The sequence below is a fragment of the Sorangium sp. So ce726 genome (genome assembly GCF_051521405.1).
Classification (GTDB): Bacteria; Myxococcota_A; Polyangia; order Polyangiales; family Polyangiaceae; genus Sorangium.
The window spans coordinates 11,663,069-11,685,994 of sequence record NZ_CP150349.1 but is presented as its reverse complement, the minus strand read 5'-3'; the positions used below and the strand labels follow the sequence as shown (position 1 = coordinate 11,685,994).

General features: G+C 71.9%; 17 protein-coding genes. 7 read left to right on the top strand and 10 right to left on the bottom strand.

What is annotated here, in order from left to right; genetic code table 11:
* Positions 1-6: 6 nt before the first annotated feature.
* Both WME79_RS43575 and grxC read right to left on the bottom strand, forming a co-directional pair.
* A complete protein-coding gene (locus WME79_RS43575) occupies positions 7-1,662 on the bottom strand; it encodes a serine/threonine-protein kinase (protein ID WP_437527727.1) in 1,656 nt (551 codons plus the stop codon).
* Between the two features lie 190 nt (positions 1,663-1,852).
* On the bottom strand, positions 1,853-2,146 hold the full coding sequence (gene grxC, locus WME79_RS43570) for a glutaredoxin 3 (protein ID WP_437527724.1): 294 nt from the start codon (positions 2,144-2,146) through the stop codon (positions 1,853-1,855).
* An 80-nt stretch (positions 2,147-2,226) separates the two neighbouring features.
* Between grxC and WME79_RS43565 the strand changes: the two genes are divergently transcribed.
* From WME79_RS43565 to WME79_RS43550, 4 genes are all read left to right on the top strand, one after another.
* A complete protein-coding gene (locus tag WME79_RS43565) occupies positions 2,227-4,842 on the top strand; it encodes an ATP-dependent Clp protease ATP-binding subunit (protein ID WP_437527721.1) in 2,616 nt (871 codons plus the stop codon).
* Positions 4,843-5,122: 280 nt separating this feature from the next.
* The gene (gene rplU, locus WME79_RS43560; RefSeq protein WP_012240531.1) at positions 5,123-5,431 is read left to right on the top strand and encodes a 50S ribosomal protein L21; all 309 of its coding nucleotides are present in this window, start codon (positions 5,123-5,125) and stop codon (positions 5,429-5,431) included.
* 14 nt (positions 5,432-5,445) lie between these two features.
* The gene (gene rpmA / locus WME79_RS43555) at positions 5,446-5,703 is read left to right on the top strand and encodes a 50S ribosomal protein L27 (protein ID WP_012240530.1); all 258 of its coding nucleotides are present in this window, start codon (positions 5,446-5,448) and stop codon (positions 5,701-5,703) included.
* A gap of 85 nt (positions 5,704-5,788) precedes the next feature.
* Entirely contained in the window at positions 5,789-6,631 is an 843-nt protein-coding gene (locus WME79_RS43550) for an HAD family hydrolase (RefSeq protein WP_437527716.1), read from the top strand.
* 72 nt (positions 6,632-6,703) lie between these two features.
* Here the strand turns inward: WME79_RS43550 and WME79_RS43545 are convergent, their stop codons facing one another.
* Together WME79_RS43545 and recD2 are read right to left on the bottom strand one after the other, a co-directional pair.
* Entirely contained in the window at positions 6,704-7,837 is a 1,134-nt protein-coding gene (locus WME79_RS43545; RefSeq protein WP_437527713.1) for a tetratricopeptide repeat protein, read from the bottom strand.
* Positions 7,838-8,240: 403 nt separating this feature from the next.
* Positions 8,241-10,670 (bottom strand): SF1B family DNA helicase RecD2, encoded by a 2,430-nt coding sequence (gene recD2 / locus WME79_RS43540; RefSeq protein ID WP_437527710.1) that lies wholly within the window; start codon positions 10,668-10,670, stop codon positions 8,241-8,243.
* A gap of 199 nt (positions 10,671-10,869) precedes the next feature.
* Between recD2 and WME79_RS43535 the strand changes: the two genes are divergently transcribed.
* Positions 10,870-12,108, top strand: a complete 1,239-nt coding sequence (locus WME79_RS43535) for a LysM peptidoglycan-binding domain-containing protein (protein ID WP_437527707.1) — start codon at positions 10,870-10,872, stop codon at positions 12,106-12,108.
* A gap of 83 nt (positions 12,109-12,191) precedes the next feature.
* On the opposite strand, the gene WME79_RS43530 is transcribed toward WME79_RS43535, so the two are convergent.
* The 5 genes from WME79_RS43530 to WME79_RS43510 form a co-directional block, all read right to left on the bottom strand.
* A complete protein-coding gene (locus WME79_RS43530) occupies positions 12,192-12,827 on the bottom strand; it encodes an AMIN-like domain-containing (lipo)protein (RefSeq protein WP_437527704.1) in 636 nt (211 codons plus the stop codon).
* 107 nt (positions 12,828-12,934) lie between these two features.
* A complete protein-coding gene (locus tag WME79_RS43525; protein ID WP_437527701.1) occupies positions 12,935-13,465 on the bottom strand; it encodes a thioredoxin in 531 nt (176 codons plus the stop codon).
* A 58-nt stretch (positions 13,466-13,523) separates the two neighbouring features.
* Positions 13,524-15,611 carry a TonB family protein gene (locus tag WME79_RS43520; RefSeq protein ID WP_437527698.1) on the bottom strand — a complete coding sequence of 696 codons (2,088 nt, stop codon included), beginning with the start codon at positions 15,609-15,611 and terminating at the stop codon, positions 13,524-13,526.
* Between the two features lie 269 nt (positions 15,612-15,880).
* Complete coding sequence (locus tag WME79_RS43515; RefSeq protein ID WP_437527695.1) at positions 15,881-16,777, bottom strand: hypothetical protein; 897 nt, start codon at positions 16,775-16,777, stop codon at positions 15,881-15,883.
* 52 nt (positions 16,778-16,829) lie between these two features.
* The gene (locus WME79_RS43510; protein ID WP_437527692.1) at positions 16,830-17,753 is read right to left on the bottom strand and encodes a hypothetical protein; all 924 of its coding nucleotides are present in this window, start codon (positions 17,751-17,753) and stop codon (positions 16,830-16,832) included.
* A 697-nt stretch (positions 17,754-18,450) separates the two neighbouring features.
* On the opposite strand from WME79_RS43510, the gene WME79_RS43505 reads away from it, so the two are divergent.
* Positions 18,451-20,070, top strand: a complete 1,620-nt coding sequence (locus WME79_RS43505; RefSeq protein WP_437527690.1) for an AgmX/PglI C-terminal domain-containing protein — start codon at positions 18,451-18,453, stop codon at positions 20,068-20,070.
* Between the two features lie 83 nt (positions 20,071-20,153).
* Here WME79_RS43505 and WME79_RS43500 read toward each other — a convergent pair whose 3' ends face one another.
* Complete coding sequence (locus WME79_RS43500; RefSeq protein ID WP_437540055.1) at positions 20,154-21,656, bottom strand: amino acid permease; 1,503 nt, start codon at positions 21,654-21,656, stop codon at positions 20,154-20,156.
* 287 nt (positions 21,657-21,943) lie between these two features.
* Between WME79_RS43500 and WME79_RS43495 the strand changes: the two genes are divergently transcribed.
* Entirely contained in the window at positions 21,944-22,867 is a 924-nt protein-coding gene (locus WME79_RS43495) for an alpha/beta hydrolase (protein ID WP_437527687.1), read from the top strand.
* Positions 22,868-22,926: the final 59 nt, after the last annotated feature.

The window sequence follows — 22,926 nt, the reverse complement described above, 5'->3', positions numbered from 1 at the left end:
CCCGCCTCAGTCGACCTTGAGCTGCAAACCAGCCGCGACCCCCGCCGGCTTCGGCGTCGCAACCGCCGGGGTGGCCTGCGCCGGACCGGCGGCCTTCGCCCCGGCGCCCGCGCCCCTGGGGCGCGCCGCGAAGGGGAGCGCCGTCGCCTTCTTCGGGATCGGCTCGGCCTTGGGCGCCGGGGTCGGCGCGACGGGCGCCGCAGCCGTGGCCTCGGCCGGAGGCGGCGCCGGTGTCACAGCCGCCGGCAGCGGGTGGAGCAGGACATCGATCGGGGAGTTGCCGTCCTGGAGCGTCACCTCTTTGTCCACGGGCGTGTAGCCGGAGGCCTCGATCCGCACGCGCTTCGTCTCGCCCGTGCGGCCGCGCAGCGTGCGGTCGGCCAGCGCCACGCCGTCGACGGTGAAGAGGGCGCCTTCGGCGTTCGTCCGGAGCTCGACGGAGACCTGGGTGGGCAGCGCAGGCGCGGTGGCTACGGTGCCCGCCTCCGGCGAGCGGCGCGCGTGAAGGACCGCGCCGGCGAGCCCGCCAATCAGCGCGACCAGCGCCACCGCGGCGAACGCGAGCCGCCGCGGGCCGCGAGCCCCCGTCTGCCCGCTGCTCGACCAGCCCACCTTCGAGCCGCTCCCGGGCACCTCGAGCGTCGGATCCAGCCCGATGCTCGGATCCCCCGGGGTCTGCTTCGCCGGCGTCTGCCCGAGGGCGCCAGGAGCGCTCGTCGTGTGCGCTCCGAGCTCGTCGCTCGAGCTGCGCCGCGACGCGAGGAGCCCGCCGGCGCCGGCGACCAGGGCGTCCAGGAAATCTCGCGCGGAGGAGAACCTCGCGTCCCTGTCCCGCGTGAGCGCCTTCGCGATCACGCGCGCGATCGGCTCGGGGACGGCCGGGTTGCTCATCCGCACGTCCAGCGCGTCCTTCATGCAGATGTTGACGATCACCTGCTCGTACGAGCTGCCGCTGTGCGGCGGGTGCCCCGTCAGACACTCGTAGAGGATCGCGCCGACGGCCCAGAGATCGGTCCTGCCGTCCACGTCGGGCAGCGCCTGCGCTTGCTCCGGCGACATGTAGAACGGCGTTCCGAGCACGGTGCCCTGCCGGGTCAACGTGTGGGCCGGAGCGCCGTCGGCGCGGCGCATCTTCGAGATGCCGAAGTCCAGGATCTTGGCGAAGTTCGGGTCGTCGTCGCGGTCGACCAGGAAGACGTTGTCCGGCTTGAGGTCGCGGTGGACGATGCCCGCCTCGTGGGCGCGGTGGAGGCCGCGGAGGAGCTGCGCGGTCACATGGAGCGCCTCGCCGAGATCGAGCCTGCCGCAGCGCCGGATGCGGTGGCCCAGGTCCTCGCCGCGGAGCAGCTCCATGACGAGGAAGGGGATATCGTCGGCGAAGCCGGCGTCGAAGATCTCGACGATGTGCGCGCTCTCGACGGCGCTGGCCGCCTGCGCCTCGCGGTGGAACCGGGCGACCGCGTCCTTGTTCTGCGCGAGATCGGCGTCGACGAACTTCATCGCGACGCGCTTCCCGATGGCGGTATTCACCGCCTCGTAGACCACGCCCATCCCGCCACGCCCTATCGTCCGTACGATTTCGTACTTCTGAACCCGCTTTCCGACGAGCGCCCCTTCGACCGGCTGGGTCGCTGCGGCGGTGGTGTCGGTGCTGCTAGGCATGGCGGTTCGACGTGGGGGAAGCAGACGAAGCCCGTGAAGCCCTTTGGACGAACCGCATCAAAGAAAGCTGCGCCCCGTCCCCGCGCGGCAGCTTATCACCTCCTCATGCCGGGGTGCATCTTCGCCGGCGGGGCCCCAGGGATGCGTCCGACGAGGATTCTCCGTCGTACCTCAGCCACCCTCATCCGCCTCAGCGCGGCATGGGAGGTGCGTCGGCGCTCGGCGCCTCGGCGAGGCGCGGATCGAGCCCCCCCTCCTTGTCCAGGGCCGAGAGGTCGCTGAATCCGCCGACGCTGGCTCCATTGATGAAGATCTGAGGAACCGTCCGCTGGCCGGAGGCCTTGACCAGCCAGGCGCGGAGGTCGTCGCGGTTCTCCACGTTGATCTCCGTGAAGCGCGCCTGCTTCTGCGTCAGCAGGCGCTTCGCCATGGCGCAGTATGCGCAGTAGTCGGTGACGTAGATGGTGACTTCGGCTGCTTGCATGGGCATCTCGCTCTCTTTCCTTTCCCGGGCAGGCCAAAGATGCAAGCGCGCAGGGCTCTACGTTGCGGTAGGCTGCGCGCATGGCCGAGAAAGAGGGCACGATTCACCTCGATCGCTATACCGGCGACGCGAAGCAGGTCGTTGCCGGCGCACAGCAGATCGCGGACGAGCGCCAGCACGCCGAGGTCACGCCGCTGCACCTGCTCATGAGGTTGCTGGAGCGCGACCGGGGCGTGTCCGAGGTCTTTCGGCGGGCCGGTGCCGACCCGAACGAGGTGCTCCAGCTCGCCGAGAACGCCCTGAAGAAGCTGTCCAGGGCGGGCAGCAGCGGCGTTGCGTACGTGAGCCCTCGCCTGCTCGATCTGCTCGGGCGCGCTGAGCGGGAGGCGACCCGGGACAAGTCGCAGAACGTGGGCATCGAGCACCTGTTGCACGCGCTCGCCCAGGAGATCCGCGGGCCTGCCGGGGAGATCCTCTCTTCGTTCGGCATCGGTCCGGGCGCGTTCCGGCCGCACCTCGGGGCGCTGGAAGCGGCCTCGCGAGAGCCCTCGCCCGCGCCGGCCAACGCGGCCGAGCCGGGTCAACCCGCGCCCTACACGCGGGACCTCGTCGCCGACGCGCGTGAAGGGCGGTTTGACCCGGTCATCGGCCGTGACGTCGAGGCGCGCCGCTTGCTGCAGATCCTCGAGCGGCGGTTCAAGAACCACCCCCTCATCGTCGGCGAGCCCGGTGTAGGCAAGACCGCGCTCATCCGGGGCCTGGCCGACCGGATCGCGCACGGCGACGTGCCCACGAACCTCGCGGGCGCCCACCTCTACGAGCTCGACACCGGCGCGCTGGTCGCCGGGGCGAAGCTCCGCGGGGAAATCGAGCAGCGCCTCAAGGTCCTGGTCGATCGGCTGCGCGGCGAGCAGGACGCGGAGAGCATCCTCGTCGTCGAAGATCTCGACGCGCTGTTCGGCCAAGGGGTGCAGGGCGCCGGTGTGGGCGAGCTCCTGAAGCCGCTCCTGTCGCGCGGGGAGATCCGGATCATCGCCACGACGACGACCGAGGGCGTGCGCAAGATCAACGAGCGCGATCCCGGGATCATCCGGCGGTTCTCGACGATCACGCTGGAGGCGCCGAGCATCGATCAGGCGACGGAGATCCTGCGCGGGATCGCGACAAAGTACGAGGCCCACCACCGCGTCCGCGTGGGGGAGAGCGCCATCACCTCGGCGGTCGCGCTGGCCAAGCGGTACATCTCGGACCGCGCGCTCCCCGACACGGCGGTGGACCTGCTCGACGAGACGTCCGCCCGCAAGCGGGTGGAGGTCGACGGCGTGCCGGCCGAGCTCGACACGCTGACCCGGCGTGTCGACGCGCTCCGCGCCCAGATCGCCGCGCTCGCGGACGACGACGACAAGCTCAGCGTCCAGACCCGCACGCGGCTGGAAGCGGAGCTCGCGGAGATCGAGCCGAAGGCGTCGTCGATGCGCAGCCGCAACGCGTCGCGCCGCGGCGTCATCGCGGCGTGCCAGGCCATCCGCCGGGAGCTCGTCGCCGCGACGGAGGCGTTGAAGGCTGCCCAGCGCGAGAAGGCGTTCGCCAAGATCGGCGAGCTCGAGCACGTCACGCTCCCGGAGATCAGGCGGCGGCTCCAGGCCGCGGAGGAGGCCGCGCAGCGGGAGGGGGTCGCGCCGACCTCGAACGTCGTCGGCGAGTCGGACGTGGCGGCGACGCTCAACGACTGGACCGGCATCCCGGTGGCCAAGATGCTCGAGGGCGAGGCCGAGAAGCTCCTCAAGATGGAGGCGCGGCTCGCGCAGCGGGTGGTGGGTCAGGACGAGGCGGTGCGCGCGATCGCGAAGGCGGTGCGCCGCGGGCGCGTTGGCCTGCGTGATCCGGGCAAGCCGATCGGCTCGTTCCTGTTCCTCGGGCCGAGCGGCGTTGGGAAGACGGAGCTCGCGAAGGCGCTCGCCGAGTTCCTGTTCGACGACGAGCAGGCGCTGACGCGCATGGACATGAGCGAGTTCATGGAGCGCCACATGGCCCAGCGCCTGATCGGGGCGCCACCGGGCTACGCGGACAGCGAGCAGGGCGGCTTCCTCACCGAGGCCGCCCGGCGCCGGCCGTACAGCGTGCTCCTGTTCGACGAGGTCGAGAAGGCCCACGCGGACGTGTTCAACCTCCTGCTCCAGATCCTCGACGACGGCCGGCTCACCGACGGCCGCGGGCGGCTCGCCGACTTCTCGAACACGGTCGTCATCATGACCTCGAACATCGGGTCGAAGCGCGTGCTCGAGACCGACGCCAAGCTCTGGGCCACGGAGGACGGGCGCGAGGCGATCCGCGACGTCCTGCTCGAGGAGCTGCGCGGGTTCTTCCGCCCCGAGTTCCTGAACCGGGTCGACGACATCGTCGTCTTCAAGGCGCTGAGCAAGGAGGACCTCCGGGGCATCGTCGACATCCAGCTCCGTCGGCTGGAGCAACTGCTCACGGACAAGGACATCCGCCTCGCCCTCACGGACGCCGCGAAGGCCCGGCTGGTCGAGCTCGGTTACGAGCCGAGCCTCGGCGCTCGCCCGCTGAAGCGGGCGATACTGCGCGAGCTCCAGAACCCGCTCGCCGAGACCATCCTCGCCGGCGGCTACCAGCCCGGCCAGACGATGCAGGTCGACGTGGCCGACGAGAAGTTCGTCTTCACCAAGGCGTGAGGGCGAAACAGGCGCTGGGCGAGCGGCGAGCGGACCGCGCCGCTGCCGGGCGCGCGGTCCGGGCTGCGCTCTGCCCGGGGCTTTCCAGGGCCCTGCCCGCGTGCGGAGGCCGCGGGCGCGGCCCCAGGTGAAGAACCTGGGCCACGCCGCTGCGAAGCACTTGCCAAGCTGGAGAAGGTCCGTATACTGCCGCTCCCTCGTTCACCGGGCCCTCCAACCGAGGGCCATTTGCGTGGCGTATGGCGAGGGATCGCGGTCCCCAGGTTGAGGAAGACGCACCATGTACGCGGTCATCAAGACGGGCGGCAAGCAGTATCGGGTCGCCGAAGGTCAGAAGCTCCGGGTTGAGAAGCTTGTCGGCAATGCCGGTGACAAGGTCACCTTCAGCGAGGTGCTCCTCGTCGGCGGTGACTCTCCCAAGATTGGCAAGCCCCTCGTGAGCGGCGCATCTGTCGCCGCCGAGATCACCGGGCAGGACCGCGGCAAGAAGATCGTGGTCTTCAAGTTCAGGCGCCGGAAGAACTACCGCCGCAAGAACGGCCACCGCCAGCCGTACACCGAGCTCAAGATCACCGGCATCACCGCCTAGCAGGAGAAGCAGAGATGGCTCACAAAAAAGGCGGCGGCTCCTCCAGGAACGGCCGTGACTCGAATGCGCAGCGCCGTGGGGTGAAGGTGTACGCCGGGGCGCCCGTGCGCGCTGGCAACATCCTGGTCCGGCAGGTCGGCTCCTCGATCCACGCCGGCCACAACGTCGGCACCGGCCGCGACTTCACGCTCTTCGCCCTCGTCGACGGCGTCGTCACGTACGAGTGGAAGTCCAACACCAAGAAGCAGGTGTCGGTCTACCCGGCTTCCTGAGCCTCCCTCACCGGGAGGGCGCCCTGATCCGTCCCATCCAGTCCCGCCTGCTGCGCTCCACGCGCTCCCGAGTTACTCAAGCGCGGTGACGACCTACAAGCTTCTCGCCCTCGACGTCGACGGGACCCTCGTCCGTCGTGACGGGTCCATCCACGACGAGGACCTCCGCGCCATCCAGCGGCTCCAGGATGCCGGCGTCCCGGTCTCGATCGCGACCGGACGTCTGTACTCGGGGACGCGCGAGGTCGCGCGGCGGATCGGCGTGGTCGGCCCCATCGCGTGCGTCGATGGCAGCCACATCGTGCACACCGAGGGCGACGCGCACCTGTACTCGCGCACGATCTCCGGCGCCGAGGCGTCCCTCCTGCGCTCGATCACCGAGCGGCACGCGACGGCGTCGTTCCTCTTCGCGCAGGACAGCATCGTCCACGACGCGACCGGCGCGCCGCACGTCCACTATGTCCGGGGCTGGTCGCCCGCCATCGCCGAGGTCGAGCGCGTCTCGTCGCACCCCTACTGGGAGCACGAGCATGGCCTGCTCGCGCTGGTGGCGCTCGGGAGCGAGCTCCAGGTCGCGGCGGCCGTCGAGGAGGTCCGATCCGAGCTCGGTGAAGCGGCCTTCGTCGTCTCGTTCCCCCTCATGCGCGACGACCAGACGAGCCTCTTCGCGATGATGGTCCGGGCCGCTGGGCCGACGAAGGGGACGGCGATCGCGTGGCTCGCGGAGCACCACGGCTGCGAGCTGTCGGACGTGGTCGTCGTCGGCGACTGGCTCAACGATGTGCCGATGTTCGAGGTTGCGGGGCGATCGTTCGCCATGGCGCAGGCGCCCGAGCACGTGAAGCAGGCGGCGACGGACCGCCTGAAGGCCGACGGCCTGGTGGGCGGCGGCATCGCCGAAGCCATCCGCCGCGCCTTCGGTCGCTGAGCGCCGGCGGACGGGGAGCGCCGGGGGCTACGGAGGAGCGCCGCTCAGCGCTCCCCCACGCCTACGTGCGCGTCAGGTCTTGCGCTGCGCCGGCTGGGCCGCCGCGGCGAGCTGCTGCTGCTGCTGCTGCAGGTACTGAGCAACGGCGCGCGACCGCTCGATGGCGAACTGCTTGACCTCCTTGTTCGGAGAGCCTGCGAGGGCATTCAGCAGCTTGGTCACCTTCTCGAGCTGGCGCGACTGGAACAGCGCCTCGAAGTAGTTGTTCGCCAGGCGCACGTCGCGGCTCATCTTCGCCTCGTGCGGCTGGAGCAGGCGGACCACCGCCTCGAGGTCGTTCTTCTGCCCGTAGAGCGCCGACAGGCAGAGCAGCGCCAGCGGGCTGTCCGGGTTCAGCGCGACCGCCTTCTTGGCGTACTCGACCGCCTTGTCCCGCGTCTCCTCGTTGGCCGCGTAGAAGCCCTGGATCGCGATGTACGGCGCGGCCGTCTTCTTGTCGGCCGAGAACTTCTCGATCGCGGCGACCGCGCTCGCCTCGTCGCCGCGCTGCTTCTCGTACTGGAAGAGGTAGGCCCACGCGTCGATACAGTCCACGTCGATCGCGAGCGCCTTCTCGATGAACTCGCGCTCCTTCGCGTCGTCCTTGCGCGCCTGGTAGAGCTTCGCGAGGTGCAGGGAGGGGTAGGGGTTGTCCTTGAGCAGGTTCTGAGCGCCCTTGAGCGTCCCCTCGGCCTTGTCGTGCTTGTCCTGCGAGAGCTGCGCGATGCCGAGCGCGAGCCAGTCGTCGCCCGTGCCGCCCTTCGCGACCACCTTCGAGAGCACCTGCTCGGCGCGCGCCAGCCGGTTGTGCTTGAGGAGCTCCTGCGCGTAGATGCGCCCGCGGTTCAGGTCGTCGGGCTGCTCGGTCCAGTGCTTCTCGAGCCCCGCGAGCAGGTCCTCCAGGCCGATCGCGATCGGGCGCCCCTGATCGTCCTGCACCTGCACCGCCGGCCCGTTGAAGCCGAGGAGCTGCCACATCTGCTCGAGGGTCACCGCCGCGGGACCCTGCTCGAGCAGGCCCTTCAGCTCGTCGGTCGGCTTGTTCATCGGGATGACGATGAGCGCGTTCCCCGGCACGCCGTTCGGAAACGCGCTCACGGGCGCGACGATCGCCGCCCCTCCGGTGATGTTGAGCCCACCCGCCTGCTGCTGTCCGTTGGTCGTCATCGTCGATGCTCCGAGATCTCTCCCCCACGCGCGCCGAGGCGCAGGCATCGCCCAGCCTCGCCCCGGTACCCTACGCGCCGAAATGATGGGGGCAGTAGTTCGTGTAGAAGGGGCGCGAACGCTAGCAGGGAGGGCCGAGCCGGGCAACGGGGGAGCTCGCAGCGCGCGGGGCCTCACCGCGGCCATCGCGTTCGGGTCAAAGGCGCTTCCGCCCGTGATTCCACCCGCGCTTCCACGCGTCGCCACGGTGAACCTCGCCGCGGTTCCCGCGCTTGAAGTCGGCTGCGCCGCTGCGGTTCGCGTCGCCGTCGCCGCCTCGCGGTCGCTCGTGTGATCCCTGTCGTGCTCGCTGTCGCTATCGCCGTCTCGGACGCCCATCTCGCTCGCCCTCTTCAGCGCTGTCCTAGTCGAGTCGTGGGCCGGCGGCGAGAGGTGCATCGAGCGTGCGCGCCGATCCGGAGCGCGCCGGCGCGCCGCCGCGCAGCCGCTCCGCGAGGTGCGTGCGGCGCTCCTCACGGCGGGTCTCCGCCAGCGCCAGCGACACGGCCCGCGGATCCGCCACGAGCACCACGAGCCGCTTGCCGCGGGTCACCGCCGTGTAGATGAGGTTGCGCGACAGCATCACGAAATGCTGGGTGAGGATCGGCACGATCACCGCCGGATACTCGCTCCCCTGGCTCTTGTGGATGCTCGTCGCGTAGGCGAGCGTCAGCTCGTCGAGCTCCGCTTCCTCGTAGCTGACCTCGCGATCGTCGAAGCGGACCTGGAGCTTCCGCTCCTCGGTGTTCACGTCGGTGATGAAGCCGACGTCGCCGTTGTACACCTCACGGTCGTAGTCGTTGCGGAGCTGCATCACCTTGTCGCCGAGCCGTAACGTCCGCGCGCCGCGCGTGACGCTCGGGCCCTCGGGGTTCAGCGCCGCCTGCAGCCGCGCGTTCAGGTTGATCGCCCCCGCCTCGCCCTTGTGCATCGGCGTCAGGACCTGGACGTCGCGCCGTGCATCCAGCCCGAACCCCTTGCCGATGCGCTCCGTCACGAGGTGGAGGATCAGATCCGCCGCCGCCTCGGCCTCGATCCGCTCGATCACGTAGAACTCGCCGCCGGGCCCGCGCGCGCCCTCCGGCGGCTCGCCGTCGTGGATCCGGTGCGCGTTCCGGACGATGAGGCTGCCCTCGGCCTGGCGGAAGATCTGCGTGAGCCGCACCGTGGGCACCTCGCCGGAGGCGATCACGTCCCGCAGCACCGCGCCCGGCCCCACCGACGGGAGCTGATCGACGTCGCCCACCAGCACGAGGCGCGCCGCGTCGGACGTCGCCTGCAGGAGCGCGTCGGCGAGCGCCAGGTCGAGCATCGACGCTTCGTCGACCACGATGGCCCCCGCCTCGATCGGCCGGCCCCGCTGGCGGCCGAACTTGCGCTGCTTGGGATCGAACTCCAGCAGGCGGTGGAGCGTGACGGCCTCGCGCCCCGTCGCCTCGCTCATCCGCTTCGCGGCGCGGCCCGTGGGCGCGGCGAGCCGCACCGGGAGCCGGGCGCGGTCGAAGAGCGCCAGGATGGCCCGGACGATGGTCGTCTTGCCCACGCCCGGGCCGCCCGTGATGACCAGCACCTTGTTCCGCGCCGCCTGCGCCACGGCGTCCCGCTGGGCAGGCGCCAGCGAGACCTGCGTCTTCGCCTCGAACGCCGCGATCGCCGCGTCGACGCCCTCCACGAGGCGCGCCTCGGGCGCCGCGTCGTCCTCGTCGTCGCCCAGCAAGGAGCGCATCCGGCGCGCGAGCCGCACCTCGGCCTCGTAGAGGTCCTTCGGGTAGACGGCCACCTCGCCGGTCTCGAGCGCCTCGACCCGCACATGGCCGCTCGCCACGAGCGCGTCGATCGCGCTGTCGACCTCGGCGGCGTCGCGCTCGAGCATCGCCGCGGCGAGCTCCGCGAGCTCCGGCCGCGTCGCCAGCGTGTGGCCGCGCGTCGACAGATCCACCAGCGTCTGCAGCACGCCCGCCTGCGCCCGCTCCGGCGAGTCGGCCCGGACGCCGATCGAGCGCGCGATCCGGTCGGCGGTCTTGAAGCCGATGCCCCACACGTCGAGCGCGAGCCGGTACGGGGAGCGGGAGACGATGTCGATCGCGTGGGGGCCGAACCGCTTGTAGATGCGGCTCGCCAGCGCCGGGGAGGCGCCGTGCGCCTGGAGGAAGATCATGATGGCCCCGATCGCCCGCTGCGCAGCCCACGCCTTCGCGACGGCCTGCGCCCGCCGCTGGCCGAGCCCGGGGACCTCGGCGAGCCGCTCCGGCGAGCGGTCGAGGATCTCCAGCGTCTCCGTGCCGAACGCCTCCACGATCCGCTTCGCGTACGCCGGGCCGATGCCCTGCACCATGCCGGACCCGAGGTAGCGCTCGAGCCCATCGAGCGTGGCGGGGGCAATCGGCAGCAGGGTCTCGACCTTGAGCTGCTCGCCGTGCTTCGGATCGCGCTCGTAGCGCCCTGTCGCGCGCACGCGGGTGCCCGGCCCGACCTGCGGGAACACGCCGACCCAGACCTCCGGCGGGGCGCCGGGGGTGACCTCCACCCGCAGCACCCGGAAGCCGCTCGACTCGCTCTCGTACGTGACGCGGACGACCTCTCCCTCGACCGTCGCGGCCCCGTTGCCCGCCACCTCCCGGGCCGAGAAGAGCTTCTGCTGGCCTCCGCCGCCCGGCTGCCGCTCGCCGGTCCCGCCCGTGCGCTCGCCGCGCTCGTCGTGGCGCGGCGCGTTGTCCGGCCCCGGCGTCGGCGCCGGCGCGGCTGCCCCCCGGGCCGCCCGATCGGGGCGGCCGCTCCGCTGGGACGGTTGCACGAGGGCAGCATGTAGCCGCCGACGCGGCGGCGGCAACGTCCTCGTGCGCGGACGAGAGCGCCGCTGCAAAACATCGCGCAACGCCGCACAACGCCCCGCAATCCAGGCCTGCGCTGAACGCGCGTCGCGTGGAGCGCGCCGCATGCGAGCGCGGGGCCGCGGTTGGCGTCGCTCCCTCGTGTCAGTATAGTGGCCCGCGATGGGGCGCAGCACCTTGGTTTCCGTCCTCTGCGCCCTCCTCCTCGCGGGCTGCGCCGGGAGGGCGCCGGAGGCGGCGCGGTCCAAGGACAGCCTGCTGCGCGTGGCCTCCGGGGTGTCCTCGGAGCAGCGCGGCGCCGCGCCTTCGCCCGCGCTCGGAACGGCGGAGGAGGAGGCCGCGCTCGCGGACGCCCACGACGTCGAGGTCGACGACGACGGCGGTGAGGTCGACGACGGCCTGGAGCTGCCGGCGGATCCGGGCACCGGGGCGCGGGCGCACTCGCCGCTCTCGGCGATGACCGAGGCCCAGATCGAGGAGCTGCTCTCGAAGGACCCCGCGGCGCTCGGGCCGATGTCGCTGGGCGCCACCAACGCGGGCGCGCTGTTCAACGGCGTCCGGATGCCCGAGGGCGATCGGTGGGAGCTCGTCGATCCGGCCCACGCCTGGGGGACGCGCGAGACGATCGACGCGATCGACCGGGCGATCGCCGACGTGCACCGGCAGTTCCCGGGGAGCCCGAAGCTCTACATCGGGCACATCAGCGCCCGGGAGGGCGGCCGCCTCTCGCCGCACAAGAGCCACCAGGCCGGGCGCGACGTCGACATCAGCTATTTCCTCGACGCCCGGCACCGCTGGTACCAGCGGGCCACGGCGGCGAACCTCGATCGGGAGCGGACGTGGGCCTTCGTCCGGGCGCTCGTCACCGAGACCGACGTGGAGCTCATCCTCATCGACAGCAGCGTGCAGCGCCTGCTCAAGGAGTACGCGCTGAAGATCGGGGAGGACAAGGACTGGCTCGACGAGGTCTTCCAGCTTGGGTCGAGGAAGCCGCGCCCGCTCGTCCGCCACGCCCGGGGGCACGCGAACCACATCCACGTCCGGTTCTACAGCCCGATCGCGCAGGAGTCGGCCGCGCGCGCGTATCCGCTGCTCGTGAAGCGCGGGGCGATCAAGCCCACGTCGCAGTACGTGCGCCACACAGCGAAGAAGGGGCAGACCCTGGGCTCGCTCGCCCGGCAGTACGGCACCACCGTGGAGGCGATCAAGCGCGCCAACGGCCTTCGATCCACGGCGATCCAGGCGAAGCGCGTCTACAACATCCCGCGGGCGTCCAGCGGCCCCGCCGCGCCGCCGAAGCAGGTCGTCGTGCCGCCGCGGAGGCTGCCCCCGCCGAAGGCGGCCGACGCGCCTCCGCCGCCGGCGCGACACGGCGAGCCCGGGCCCGCGCTGGACGGCTGAGCGGCGGGAGGCGCTCGCGCGTCATCCGGCATGCCCGCGGCGCGGCGAGCCGCCGCAGTGCCGTGGACGCGGCCTCAGCGCCCTCAGTGCTTCACGTCGACGACGAGCCGCGCCGGCTTGGTCAGCTCGAGGACGCGGTACCGGTTCGGCGACGAGACCCCGAGCACCCAGGTCACCTCGGCCTCGAAGTCGCACGTCCGCTCGATCTCGCGCGCCACGCCGAGCGCGAGCTTCCGCTCGCGGAACGGGACCGTGGCGTTCCCCGCGTCGTTGTGCGCCGCCGCGGGGGTCATCCGCACCGCGAGCCATGCGTCGCCCGCGATCTCCGTCGCCTCGCCCGAGCCGCACTGGCGCACCGGCTTGTCGATGTAATCGATGTGGTAGCCCGGCACCGCGTCCCCCTCGAACTCGAACACGACGCGGTCGTAGTGGTCGTGCCGGGCTGCTCGCACGTCGCGCAGGACCGCGACCTTCGCGCCGGCGCGCGGTTTGTCGGTGGCGCCCGCGGTGCCCTCGAACGTGTCGGTGCTCGTGGGATCGGCCTCCTTCGGGGGCCGCGGCGTGGGCGGCTCGTCGTCCACTGCCGGCTCGGCGGAGGCGCGCGTGTCGATCGGCGTGACGTTCGGCATGGGCTGGGCAGGCTCGCTGCCGGCGCCGTTGCGGCAGCCCGCGGCGAGCGACACGGCGGCGGCTGCGAGCAGCAGGGCGGCGGTCCTCATGAGGTCCCTTCCATGGTGCCGCGGCCTCCGCGCGTCCACCGAGACGCCGACGCGCACCGCGACGCGGCGGCGCTCGCGCGGGCGGGGCGGCCGGCGCGCCGCGAGGATCACCGCGCCGAGGCCCGCGCTCGGCTCAGGATGGCCGCGAGCCGGGGCACGATCTCGTCCACCGCGCGCTCGCCCTTCACCGATCCCTCGATGCGGAGGGGCGTTCCCCGGCCGTCCTCGCCGGGCACGACGAAGAGCGGGATCATCTTCGACGCGTAGCCGGCCTCGGCGAGCCGATCCCGATCGCGGTCGAGGTCGAACTCCAGCAGGCGCAGCGCAGGCAGGACCGCGTCGAGCTGGCCGGCCTTCACGGCGTCGTGAAACCTCGTGCACGGCTCGCACCAGGTCGCGCCCACGTAGACGACGAGCTCGCGGCCCTCCCGCCGCGCGCGCTCCCGCGCCTGCTGCACCAGCGCCGCGATCTCGCCGCCCTCCGGCGCCGGCTCGACCTCGGCCCGCAGCGCCGGCGGCCGCGTGGCCCCGCTCCCAGCGGCCGGCTGGGAGGTCTCTTCCCGCGAGCAGCCGAGCAGCGCCGCGAGACAGAGGACCAGCCCAGCGCAAACCGAACCCTTCCTGCCATGAGCGTTCACGTGGTCGTTTGCCTCTCGGCCAGGGTCTTTGCTCAGGGCCGGCCGCGCCGCCAGCGCCTCAGGGCAGCACGAGCTTGATCGAGAACACGTAGTCGACGTTGACGGGCCTGCCCTGGTAGGTGGCCGGCTGGTAGCGGCTCGCCGCGAGCGCGGCGAGGACCGCGTCGTTCATGTGGGGCACGCCCCTGACGATCCGGCAGCCGGTGAGGCTGCCAGCCGTGGTCACCACGCACTTCGCGAGAATCGTCCCCTCGACGTGCGCCTGCCGCGCCTCCCGCGTGTAGACCACCGCGGGCGCCGCGAGCGGCACGGGGCGGGTCATCCCTTCCTGGAAACGCAGGATCTCGGGGGCGGCGGGCGCAGGCGCGGCGGCGGGTCCGGGCGCTGGAGGCGCCGGTAGAGCGACCGCGCTCGGCTCGGCGCCGGGCTCGGCCGTGCCGTCTGCGGTGGCATCGGGCTCGGCTGCCGCCGCGGGGGCGCCACCGGGCTCGGCTGCGCTGATCGCGGCAGCGCCGGGCTCGGCTGCCACCGCGGGGGCGACGCCCGCCTCCACGGGCGCCGACTCTGCCGGCGGCGCTGGCTCCGGCAGCGCGCCTGCCGCCAGCTGCGACCCCGGCGCCGGGGCCGCCGGGAGGGCCGCGGCGAACGCGACGAGCTCCGCCGAGGCGGTCTCGTCCTCCGGGCGCACGAGCAGCACGGCCGGCCTGTAGCCGGGCTTGGTCAGCTGGAGCCGGTACTCGGCCCTGCTCCCGGCGCCCTGCAGCACGAGCCGGCACGGCGTCGCCAGGCAGACCTCCGTCCCTCGGTCGGAGACGCGGGCGCCGGGTGGGGCGCTCTCGATCCTCACGATCCTGAACTCCGCCGCCGCGCCCGGCTCCGCGCCCGCCGATGCCTCGACGGGCACGGCGATCGGCACGGGGGCGGCCTGGACGGCGGCAGGGGTGCTCGTGGCGTCCTGCCCGCGCCAGCCGAGCGCCAGCACCAGGCCCCCGCCGACGATCGCCGCCACGAGCGCGACCAGATAGAGGGACACGGTCGAGTGACGGGGCGGCGCGACGGAGCCGCTGAAGGTCGCGGGAGCCTGCGGTGGAGAGAGCGAGTCGAGCTGCGCCGAGCGAAGCGACACGAGCGGCTCGCCGGGAGAGGGCGAGAAGGCCGAGATGCGGAGCTCCGAGATCGACGGCGCGGAGGGCAGCGCGCCCCCGGGTTGCGCCAGGGACAGGCGGTCCGGGACCGAGGCCCGCGAGCCGTCGGTCGGCTCGCCCGCCGCGCTCTTCAGCGCGGTGAGACACTCCCTCATCGACTGGAAGCGCCTGTCAGGGCTCTTCTCGAGACACCGCATCACGATGGCCGTCATCGCCGGCGACGCGAGCGCGCCCTGGGCGCCATCCGCGAGCGGCGGCGGCGGCTCGCTGACGTGCGCCATGAGCGTCGCTGAGGCCACCTTCCTGTCGAACGGCGCCCTGCCGCAGAGCATCTCGTAGAGCAGGACGCCGAGCGCATAGATGTCCGCGCGCGGCGAGAGCTCGTCGCCCATCGCCTGCTCCGGAGCGGTGTACTTGGGAGAGCCGATGAACAGGCCCCTCTGGGTCAGCTCGTCCAGCTGCCGCCCCGAGACGTCCTTGACCAGGCCGAAGTCGAGCACCTTGACGAAGTCCTTCTCGTCCTCCTGGTCGACGAGGAGCACATTGCCCGGCTTGAGATCCCGATGCACGAGGCCGAGGCCATGCGCCTCGGCGAGCGCGCGGCAGATCTGCCGCGCGATCCGGCCCGCGCGCGCCTCCGGGAGCGCGCCCTCGTCGTGGAGCACGCGGTGGAGCGTGCGCCCGGCGATATACTCCATGGCGATAAAGTAGATCCCGCGCGGATCGTCCCGGCCGTAATCGAAGACCGTGACGGAGTTCGGGTGGGTGAGCCTCGCCGCGGTCGCGGCCTCGCGCGAAAAGCGCCGAAAAAACTCCGGATCTTGCTCGCGGCGCTCATCGGGGAGGAGCAGCTTGAGGGCGCAGATCCGGCCCAGCGCGAACTGCTCTGCCCTGTAGACCCTGCCCATCCCCCCTCGCGCGATGAGCGAGATGATCCGATATCGATCGGCGATCGTCGCGCCGATGAGGGGGTCTTGACCGCTGCTCCTGGCCGCACCCATGGTCTTTACTATATGCGCGATGACGGGCGCACCGCCACCCGAACTCGTGTGTTCTGGCCGACTGCGCGGCTCTGGATCAACGATGCGGCTTGGATCGTACGGCGGTGGAGCGCGATCGATGCGGCGAGTTGCCCACGCGTTTTCCTGACGGCCTCGCCACACGGGTCCGCCGCGGTTAACCAGCGAGCGCCGAATCATTGCGATCCGGTTTCGCGCGGCCCGCGCCCGCGCGCTGTCCAGCGCGGGGCGCCTCTCCTCCGGCGCGCCCGTCACAGCGCGGCGACGTCGATGTCGACCTCGCGCGGCTCCTCGGTGACGCCGCTGCGTGTGGCCTCGGCGCCCAGGATCGCGCCCACGGTCAGGGTCAGGGTCACCTCTCCGCTCGTGAGGGGCGTGGCCACGTACTTCCAGCGCAGCCGCACGCTGCCGCCTCTCTCCCCCTCTGCCGAGAGCGCCTCCACGGCGCGCCGCTCGATCTCCGGCGCCGTGAGCGCGGTGCGGAGCCGATGGCCCGTCGAGGCGATGGCGGGCCAGCGGATGAGGGCGCGGTTGAAGGTCCCATCGAGCGTGTGGGTCACGACCGCGCGGTGCCCCTGGACCCGGACGCCGTTCACGGCCCGGAACACGAACGTCTTGTAACGATGGACCTCCGGGGCGGAAGCCGCCGTTCCGTCCTGGTCCTCACGCAGCGTCCTCCGCTGCACCACGGCCCCGATCTCGTCGTTCGGTATGCCCCAGCTGTTCAGCCGCGCCAGCGCGTTCCGCCGGAGGAGCGCCTCGTCCGGCGAGATCCGCGGCCCGCTCGGCGTCTTCCGCAGGACGAGCACCTGGCCGCTCGACGGGTCCTTCTCATAGGTCCAGTCCGCCGATTCGTGCTCCGTCCGGCGCCCCAGCTCGCTGAGCGGCGTGAACTGCTGATCGGCCCCGATGAGCGAGCGCTGGATGAGCGCGTCATCGAATGAGCGCAGCGTCAGCCGGGCCTCCGGGAGCCTCGCGGCGGGCGCCGTGGCGAGCTCCCGTGAGTCGAACGTGAACCCCTCGAGCGCCTGCGCGGCCGCGGCGATCTCGCCGTCGTCGCCGGTCCCTTCGGTCGTCCCCTCCGGCGCCCCGCAGGCGATGAGGGTCATCGAGAGCGCGGCCCAGAAACCAATCGTTCGCGTCGTCATCGTCATGTCTCCTGTCGTTCGAATCCCTCGGGCAACACGCAGCGTTCGTCGTTCATCCGCCGGGCAGCACGCGCCCGTTCGAGGGGTCGCAGCCGGCGATGTAGTAGATGGTCGAGCCGGTCTTGAGGCCGGTGTTCTTCCGGTCGCGCCACCCGCCGTACTCGTACATGAGCTCCCGCGACGCGAACGACGAGCCGAACACGATGGAGACGGGACAGTCATCGTCGTTGCTGAACTGGCTGTCGTCGTAGGCCTCGTCGATCCAGTTCTCTCCCACCCCGTTGGAGATGGAGCTGATCGAGTAGTCGCCCACATAGTCCTTCACGTGATTGCCGCACGACGAGTCGCCGTGGAACGCGTTCCACATCGTCATCGTGCTGTCCGAGGTCGTGATCTGCTGCCGGTATCCGCCGTTCTTCCACACGTCGTAGTCGCCCGACTGGCACGCTTTGACGACCGCGATCTCCAGATCGCCGCCCGTGCCCGGGTTGCCGAAGAGCATGTTCTCGTTCGTCAGGACGCGGCAGTCGTAGCTGCCGTTGCCCATGACCAGGCCGCTGAAGGCGGGCGTCGACGAGCTCCCGGCGTCGTGCCAGCCGTGCGTGTGGATGAAGACGACATCGGCCTCGTCCGCGCCCGAGCCCGACGCCATGTCGTTCGCCGAGCAGGCGCAGGACGCCGCCTGGCTCGAGTCGGTCCAGTAGCTCCCCCGGGCGCTCGTGTTGTTGCGCGTCGAGACCTCATCCCAGAGCGAGACCATGCTGAGGAGGTTGAACGTGCTCGCGAAGGCGGCGGCGGTGCTCGTGTGCACCGAGTGCGACAGGCTGGTGTCGTCCTCGCACTCCCCCGTGTGTCCGAAGTTCGCGATCCCGTAGACGTGCGCCTCGTGCTGCGCGCGCGCCGACGACGGCATCGCAAGGAGGCACCCGAGCACTGGAACCCCTGCGAGGACATGGAACAATCGCCTGTTGCTCATACGCTCGACTCCTTCGTTGTCTCGATCGGTGGATGTTCGCCGCGACCCGCCGCCCAGCGCGCGCTCCACGGGCACGCCGCCGGTGGACCACGGGCGTGGACCGGCGCCGGGCAGCGTCGACGGGCGCGGGCGTCAGCGCGCCGCGCTCCGTTCAGCGCGGTTGCGCGTCGTTGATGTCGACAACGGCGTCGACCTCGACGACGTCGCCAACGCACCGACGTTATTCGCAGCTTCCGTGCCATCGCCTGGCGTCCGCCAGCGGGGGGCGTCGTGTTGCCCCGGGCTCCAGCGATCTCCCCGGGATGCGCGGCGATCGTGCCTGCGCGGGCGCCGTTGGCCGCCGTCGCCTGCCGTCGGCAGCCCTACGGTTCCGCTAGAGGTGGCGGCGCGATCCCGCGGGGTGATGGCGCGGGCCACCACCACCTCGAGGCGCCGGGCGGCGGTCCAGATGATTCAACCCCCCGGCGCGCGGATGCGCCGCTGAAAATCGCGGCGCGGCTCCGGAACCTGGGGCGGGTAGCGCTGTCGATCCCTGGCGTGGACGCGGTGAGCCGCGGCGCACGCAGAGAGCGGTGAAGCTCGCCGCGCGTGCGCTGGGGCGCGCCGAGAGAGGCGGGCCCTCGAGGGCTCGCTCCATTCAGACCGCTCGCCGCGCGGACATGCGCGCGAGCGCGAGCAGGGAAAGGGCTGTTCTCCGATGGACACGTTCAAGATGGCTCCGGGCATCGCACCCTCGAATCCGTTCCTCAGCAACCTGCCCTTCAGCCCGTATCCGGCCGTCGAGGCCGACGTGCCCGCGGACGCGCCGGAGGGCTCCTATACGTACGCGCTCGTCAAGAGCGCGCCGGACGTCCCCGCCGACGAGTGCGAGACGGACGCGCTGTCGATCGAGGTGATCATCCGGTGGGGGAACACCCCGCTTCACGTGGCGCACCTGACGCCGCCGCGCGCCTTTCATGTCGGCGAGGCGGAGGGCGCCGGGGGCGTGTGCGACTTCTTCCTACCGGCGGAGCGGCTGGGCGCGGCGCGGGCGCCGCTCGTGCTCGTCGGCGAGGGCGGTGAGGTGAGCGCCGTCATCCCGCCGGGCGCGTCGGGATCCATCGATGTCGGCAGCTGCAGGATGACGATCGCGCAGGCGATCGCCACCGGCCGCGCGGTGCCGTGCGCGGAGCTCGACGGGGCGCGGCGGATCGCGCTGCCGCCCGGCGCTCGCGCGAGGCTCGAGCTCGGTGATTTCGGGTTCGAGGTGGCGGTGGGCAAGGCGGGCCGCCGCGTCGCGGGCAAGGTCGGCATGGACCGCCGCAGCCTGCCGTTCACCGCGCTCTCGACGCTGCTCCACGTCGGCCTGCTCGGGGCCATGGCCGCGTTCATGCCCCCGCTCGCCATGGCCGACGACGGCGGCGTGAGCGCGGAGCAGGCCTACCTCATGGCGCAGGCGATCGGGGCGATCGCCGAGAAGGAGCTGCCCGAGGCGAAGGACGTCACCGACGCGAGCGGTCAGACCGAGCGCGAGGGCGGCTCCGGCGCGGCCGCGATGGGCGAGTCGGGCAAGGCCGGGAGCGAGACGAGCCGGAAGACGGGCGGGCGCTTCGAGATCCAGGGGCCGAAGGACAACCGCGACGTGCGGATCTCGCGGGCCCAGGCGCTCGACGACGCGGCGCGCTTCGGCATGATCGGCGTGCTCCAGGCGGGGTCCGGCGGCGATCCCAACGCGCTCTCGGCGCCCTGGGGCGGCGCCGACACGCTCGGGAACGGCGAAAGGAGCGTGATCGGCAACATGTGGGGCGAGACGATCGACGAGTCGGGCGGCGTGGGCGGGCTCGGGTTGACGGGCGTCGGCGAGGGCGGCGGCGGGCATCTCATGGGCATCGGGATCGGGTCCATCGGCACCATCAACCACGGGAGCGGCGTCGGCGACGGGCCGGGCTTCGGCCCTGGCGGCGGCGCGTCGCGCTTCGCCAACGGCCCTGGCCACAAGACGAGCGCGCCGCGCATGCGGGTCGGCTCGCCCTCGGTGTCGGGCCGGATCCCGCCGGAGGTCATCCAGCGCATCGTGCGCCAGAACTTCGGCCGCTTCCGGCTCTGCTATGAGAACGCGCTGCGCAACAACCCGAACCTCACAGGGCGCGTGTCGGTCGGCTTCGTGATTGGCCGCGACGGGGCTGTATCGAGCGTCCATAACGGCGGCTCCGATCTGCCGGACGCCGGCGCGGTCTCTTGCGTGGTGCGCTCGTTCTACGGGCTGTCGTTCCCGCCGCCGGACGCAGGCATCGTGACCGTGACCTATCCGCTCCTCTTCAGCCCCTCTGGCGGCTGATTCCTCGCCTCAACCCCTCCAGAGGCTGATTCGTCTTCTCAGCCTCTCTGTCGGCTGCGGCGTCTCTCGCTTCCGCCGGATCCCTACGGCCCGCCGCCCGTGGCGATCTGGCCGACGGCCCGCTCCGCCTCCGCGATCTCTCGCTCTCGCTGCTGGATCATCACCCCCTGGGGCGGGCCCTGGAAGCGGCGGCGCTCCAGCGCGAACCAGACGATGGCCGTCACGGCGAACACGATGAGCATGATGCCCAGGGCCTTGTCGTTCGGCGGCTGGACGCTCACCACGATCAGCATCAGGCACGCGAGGACGCTGATGATCGCGAGCGGCCGGTACAGCGGGCCGAGGTCCCACGGGCCCATCTTCACCCAGGTGCGGCCGTAGGCGCGCACGCCCATCATCGTGGGCATCACGTACGAGATGTAGAGGAAGATCACGCAGACGGCCGTGATCGTCGAGTAGACGGGCGTGTACACCGTGAAGCCGATCGTCAGCAAGCTGACGACCCAGATCGCCGTCGCCGGCGTCCGGAACTTCGGGCTCACCTTGCGCAGCTGCTCCGAGGCCGGCAGCCCCCCGTCGCGGGCGAACGCGAAGGTCATGCGGGAGGCGGACGTCACCGTCGCCAGCCCGCAGAGGTACTGGGCCACCGAGATGCCGGCATAGAGCGCGATCCGGAGGTTCTCCGGGATGACGCGCTCCATGACCCAGAAGAAGACGCCGCCGCCCTTCGACGCCGCCTCATCCATGTCCGGGATCGCGAGCACGATCGCGCTCAGCATCAGCGCGCCGAAGACGCCGGAGACGAGCACCGCCCGGACGATGCCCCGCGGGACCGTCTGCGCCGCGCCGATCGTCTCCTCGGACGTGTGCGCCGACGCGTCGTACCCCGTGATCGTGTACGCGGGCAGGAGGAAGCTCAGGAGGAACAGCGTGGTCATGCTGCCCGTCTCCGGCCACACGTCGCCTCCCTTCGGCCCGCTGTAGTTCGTGAACGTGACGAGCCGGCTGACGTCGATCGCAGGCGCGTAGAAGAGCATCGCGGCGGTGAGGATCACCGAGACGACGAGGATGAGATACCCGCTGAAGTCGGTGAGCAGCGTGGTGACGCGGATCCCGAGGTGATTGAAGAGCGCCTGCGTCCCCGTGATGAGCGTGACCCCGACGGCCTGCGCCACCAGCGCGCGATCGGGGGGCATCGCGGCGAGATCCACGCCGAACAGCGGGCCGAGCGAGCTCATGATGAACAGGTAGGCGCCGACGTTGATGGCCGCGAGGACGGTGATCAGCCCGATCAGGTTGAACCACGCGGTGGCCCAGCCGAAGCCCCGGCCGCCGAGGATCGAGGCCCAGTGGTACAGGCCGCCCGCGGTCGGGAACGCCGACGCGACCTGGCCCATCGTGAGCGCGATACAGAGCGCGAGCGCGCTGCACACAGGCCACCCGATCCCGATGCCGGCGCCGCCGACGCTGCAAAAGCCCATCTGGAACGACGTGATGCCGCCCGCGATGATGCAGATGATCGAGAACGAGATCGCGAAGTTGGAGAAGCCCCCCATCCTGCGCAGGAGCTCCTGCGCATAGCCCATGCTGTGGAGCGTCTTCACGTCGTCGGCGATCACGCCCTCCACGCTGCCCGGCGCGCCACCTGCGCGCGGCCCGACGTCCCCCTTCGTCTCAACGCTCATGAGCGGTCCCCTTTCGTCACGTGTCTCTCGCCCGGGGCCGACGGAGCCCTTCGGGCCTCGTCAGGATCGGCGCGTCTCGCCGATGAGCGCTCCCCCTCGGGGCCCTCGCCCGGACCTGCACAGCCTACATGGGGGCCCGTGGGCCTGCCCAGGGCTGCGCCCGCGCCCCGCTGCTACCCTCGCCGCCGATGGCCGCCACGACGATCCCCCCGCTCTCGCGCCGGCGCGCGCTGCTCGGCCTCGCCGCGCTCGCCGCGCCCTCGTGCCGGCGAGGCACCTCACCGCCGGCGCCGGAGGAGGCGGCCCCCTCGGCCTGGAAGGATCTCCCGTTCGCGCCCGCCTCCGAGGGCGAAGACCCGCAGCGCGCGCTGCTCCTCGCGCCCGAGGCCGCGCCGGCGCCGCCGCTGCTCGTCGCGCTGCACGGGCGCGGCGAGGCGGTGCGGGGCCTCGAGGTCGGCGCGCGCGGGTGGCGCGACGACTACGGCCTCGACGCGGCGCTGAAGCGGCTCCGCTCGCCGCCGCTCACGCCGGACGATCTCGGGCAGATGGTGACGCCCGAGCGGCTCGCGCAGCTCAACGCCTCGCTGAAGGAGCACCCCTACCGCGGGCTGTGCATCGCCACGCCGTTCACGCCCGACCTCCGCGACCGCTCCGTCGAGGGGGCCGCGGGCTTCGGCCGTTTCCTCGTCGATCGCCTCCTGCCGCGCGCGCGCGCCGAGGGCGGCTGCCAGGCTGCGCGCGAGGCCACCGGTATCGACGGCGTGAGCCTCGGCGGCCGCCTCGCGCTGCTCGTCGGCCTCTCGTTCCCCGACGTCTTCGGCGCGGTCGGCGCCCTGCAGCCCGCGGTGCGGGCGGGCGAGGCGGAGATGTTCTCCGCGCTCGCGCGCCGGGCCATGGAGCGCCGCGCGGTCGCGCTCCGGCTCGTGTCGAGCGAGGCCGACCCCTTCTTGCCCGCCATCCAGGCGCTCAGCGATCGGCTGCGGCAGGACGGCGTGACCCACACCCTGCTCATCGTGCCCGGCCCGCACGACTACGCCTGGAATCGGGGGCCGGGCGGCGTTGAAATGGTGCTCTGGCACGAGCGGATCCAGCGCGGTTTGCCGCCGCCGTGATCGTGGCGGCCCGGCCGTCACAAGCCCCTGACCCAGGCCGCCGAACCGTGTTACTCCCT